The sequence below is a fragment of the Anaerotruncus sp. G3(2012) genome, assembly GCF_000403395.2.
GTDB lineage: Bacteria > Bacillota > Clostridia > Oscillospirales > Ruminococcaceae > Anaerotruncus.
Genome location: NZ_KE159660.1, coordinates 117,485 through 121,174 on the forward strand (window position 1 = coordinate 117,485; position 3,690 = coordinate 121,174).

Here is a 3,690-nt window from a genome sequence, read left to right on the forward strand (position 1 = left end):
ATAAGGGGGCTTCCCCCTTATGTGTGCTTTTTACCTTGCTTTTTGCACAAGCAAAAAACAAGCCGTCCGCCCGGACGGGACCGGGCATCCTGTGCCGCTTACGGCACACCTCTTAAAAAGGCAAGGTGCCGCGCAGCTGCACAAAAAAGGCAACGTGCCGCGCAGCTGCACACACACATTTTACCCCTGGTGGATTGACAAAGCAGCGAAATCGTGGGAAAATGGGATACAGCCGACCCACTGAAAAGCAGACGCCTGTTTTCAGCGGCGGACAGAAACATGCAGGCAGATAAAACCTGCTGAAGAGCCGCGCGGCCATGGGGCAGAGCGGCTACCGTACCCTTGCGGCGGGACTGCCGCAGGCCGGGGAAACGGAGCGGGATGCTTCCATGTCAACAAATCATCGGGAGGCGGTTGTATATGGCAAAAGCAAACTTCCTGCGGACAGCCGGTGCGGCTGCCGCGCTCCCGCTTCTTTTTTTCGGCCTGGCTCCGCTGCCATTCGGGGTGGTCCATACCGGTACTTTTGTCCTCTGCGCTGCGGGTGCCGCGCTGCTGGCGGTGAGCCTGCTCTGGGACCGGTTTGACGGTGGGCCTTACCGGATCCCCCGGCGTTTTTACACTCCCTCCGACCCCCGCAGGCCGGTTTATACGCCGCTCTGGTGGCGTAGGCTGCGTACCCTGCTCTGCCTGATGCTTGCCCTGCTCGCCTGCTTCGGCGGCGCCGCTTCGGTGTTTATGGTCCGCGCCGCATGGTTTTCGCCCCCTGCCCCGGACGCCACCGTGGTGGTGCTCGGCTGTCAGGTGATCGGCGACCGCCCGTCCACCATGCTTGCATACCGGCTTCAGGCCGCGCAAAACTGGCTGGACGACCATCCACAGTCTGTGGTGGTCTGCTCGGGCGGACGCAACGATGGCGGCCCCTACAGCGAAGCGGCGGTCATGCAGCACTGGCTGGTTGCGCATGGCATCGACGAAAGCCGCATCTATCTGGAGGACCGCTCCGCTGACACCGGCGAAAATATCGCCTTCACCGCGCAGATCATTGCGGAAAATGGCCTGTTCCCTTCCCTTGCGGTCGCCTCTGATGGGTTCCACCAGCTGCGCGCTTCGGTTTATGCCGCAGATTGCCAGCTCTCCGCGGGCGCCCTCCCCGCGAAATCCCCGTGGGGCCTCGCCCCTTCCTACTGGGTGCGGGAGTGGTTCGGACTGGTCAAGGCGTTTTTGGAACGGCTTCTCTGACCGCACAGCCCCCGCCGCTTCCTGGCAAACCACCTCAAAAGAGCGCTTTGCCGCATCAATCGCGCCGCAGGAAAGGCTGCTGAAATTTCCTGTTTGGCTCTGCGCCTGTTTTGTGCAGAAAAGATACACCTTTCCCCCTTTTGCACCCCTGGGTGAAAGGGGTTGTATCTATGACATTTGCACTGCCCGGCATGTTCCTGTATGGCTGCCGCTGCAACCGCCATCCGGCGGCTCTGTTTCTATCGAAAGACGAGGTTAAGATGATGAGCACCAACAATGTCAAGCCCCCCGCCCCCGTAGATTATACCGGCGTCCTCTCCGAACTGCTCCCGCAGCTGCTCGAGAAGTATGGGCGCGGCCGGATCGCGGACCTGATGAACGAATGCAGCGAGCTGCTCTCCCGGACCCAGATGTGCAACGAACGGATGACCAGCCCGGGCATCTCGGAGCAGGACCTCAACCAGGCGATGCAGGAAGTCATTGCGGTGACCGGCGAATATTACAAATTCCTGGGGCAGATCCCCGAGGATGTCCGCCGGTTCCTGATCTTGATGGGCGGGGTCACCAGCGAGGAAACCGAAGCCCTCTTGCAGATTGAACCGGAAGTCGCGCCCGAAATCAGCCTGCTGGCATCGGTCGCGCCCGCAATCCAGGCGATCCGGCCGAAAAACTACGTCATGCCGATCGACCCGATCACCAATAAGCTGACCCAGCTCAAGGAGTTCAACGAGGTGACCGTTTCCCGCCGCAAAAACCTCACGATTCAGACTGCGGTTACCCTCGACAGCCCCGAGCACATGAAGATTGACGGCAACTTCCAGCTCACCAACTACGACAAAAGCATCATCAACGGGGTTATCTCGATCCTCGAGAGCGGCAACTCGAGCTTTACCATCCCGATGCTCTACCACGCGATGACCGGTAAGGAAAACCCCACCGTTGACGATGGGCTGGTTGAGGATATCAAAGCCAAGCTGGACGTTATGCGGCGGCTGTCGATCAACATCGACCTGACCGAGGAGATCAAGGCGCACATGATCGAGCGCCGGATTGGCGGGGAGGATGAGGTGGATTCGTTCACGATCGACGGCTACCTACTCCCACTCAATAAATATACCGGCGTGGTCAACGGCAAACGCAGCGAGATGTACCAGATTATTGATACCCCGCCCCTGCACAGCTATGCCAAGATGAAAAACCAGATTACCACCGTCTCGATCGACCTGCTCAAAGCCCCCCTCAACAACAACGCCACCACAATCCCCCTCAAAACCTACCTGCTCATGCGCATCGAGGCCATGAAAAACCAGAACAACAAGGTCATGCGCGACAAGATTCTTTTTGAGTCGATCTACCGCGAGCTGGGCGACATCGACTCGGATAAAAAACGCAAAAAACGCATCCGCGATTATACCGAAATCGTGCTCAAACATTTTGTCGACATGAAATATATCGCCAAATACGAGATCGTCAAGGAAGGCCGCACCATCAGCGGTGTACGCATCTATTGGTAATTAGTAAAAGGAGGGGAAAATCCCCTCCTTTTTGATTGACTGGAACGCTCTCCCAAGAGAACATTTGTCAAGGGGGATTTCACCCAAAAGATGAAGTCCCCGCGATAAACTGGAATTTATTCAATTTCCTTTTTTAGAAAAAAGAAACCATCCATGCGCTGAACAAGTTCCCAACCATCAGCTCCCAATTCATTTAATTGTGTTTCAAACTCCTGCGCAACCTTTTCATATTGCTTTGTACTTACAGCTAAAGCAGTTGCGATTGTTAGTACTTTATACTCATATTTTTTCACTTGAAGATACCTCCATGCAAATACCGATTTGTCACAAGCCAAGTATACCACCAATGGGAATGACATTCAACCCTCATTTACAGGTGCTGATAGTAGTAGCAAGCAATGCCCCGGTATATACCCGGCGCAGCTTGTTGGGGGCTGATGGCCCCCAAGCCCCCGGTGCATCGGTGCAGCTCCGCCCGATGCACAAACCGCCGATGGCGTCTGCTGGCCTGTCCATACTGGGCAGAGATGGGACGCCCGGCCTACCTCGGAGAGTGCACGGCTGCCGGAGGCAGTACCACCGCCCGCTTCCGAGTGGTGAGTAAGTGCGCTCTTAGCAGAGGGCCGACAAAGAGAACGGAGCGCCCAGGTCATCCCCGGACGCTCCCCCCTTCGGTTCCCTCCTGCTGGTCGATCACCGCCTTTCCAGCCTATGTCATTCTACCACAAATGAACCGCAGTCAATGTAATGTAGTGGCCTGGTGAAACCACCCTTTATACATTACATCACATGGTAGAATAAGGACAAGGTGCTGCCACATACGGTTGCAGGCGGTTGGCCCCCCTTGAAGAAAGGGGGTGATGCTTATGGTTACATATGCGGAGCTGTTCCAGTTCTGCCTGGTAATTCTGGGCGTTGTTGCTCTTGTGTTAGA

Annotated in this window: 3 protein-coding genes; 2 read left to right on the top strand and 1 reads right to left on the bottom strand. The window is 56.5% G+C overall.

What is annotated here, in order from left to right:
* Positions 1 to 420 precede the first annotated feature (420 nt).
* Positions 421 to 1,242: a YdcF family protein gene (locus tag C814_RS22195; RefSeq protein ID WP_016317935.1), complete on the top strand. Its 822-nt coding sequence runs from the start codon at positions 421 to 423 to the stop codon at positions 1,240 to 1,242.
* 170 nt (positions 1,243 to 1,412) lie between these two features.
* On the top strand, positions 1,413 to 2,756 hold the full coding sequence (locus tag C814_RS11135) for a hypothetical protein (protein ID WP_016317936.1): 1,344 nt from the start codon (positions 1,413 to 1,415) through the stop codon (positions 2,754 to 2,756).
* 116 nt (positions 2,757 to 2,872) lie between these two features.
* Here the strand turns inward: C814_RS11135 and C814_RS22890 are convergent, their stop codons facing one another.
* Entirely contained in the window at positions 2,873 to 3,049 is a 177-nt protein-coding gene (locus tag C814_RS22890) for a DUF4177 domain-containing protein (RefSeq protein ID WP_016317937.1), read from the bottom strand.
* Positions 3,050 to 3,690: the final 641 nt, after the last annotated feature.

Excerpts from the sequence above, each read along its gene's own strand:
- C814_RS22195 (WP_016317935.1), top strand. The coding sequence starts at position 421 with ATGGCAAAAGCAAACTTCCTGCGGACAGCCGGTGCGGCTGCCGCGCTC.
- C814_RS11135 (WP_016317936.1), top strand. The coding sequence starts at position 1,413 with ATGACATTTGCACTGCCCGGCATGTTCCTGTATGGCTGCCGCTGCAAC.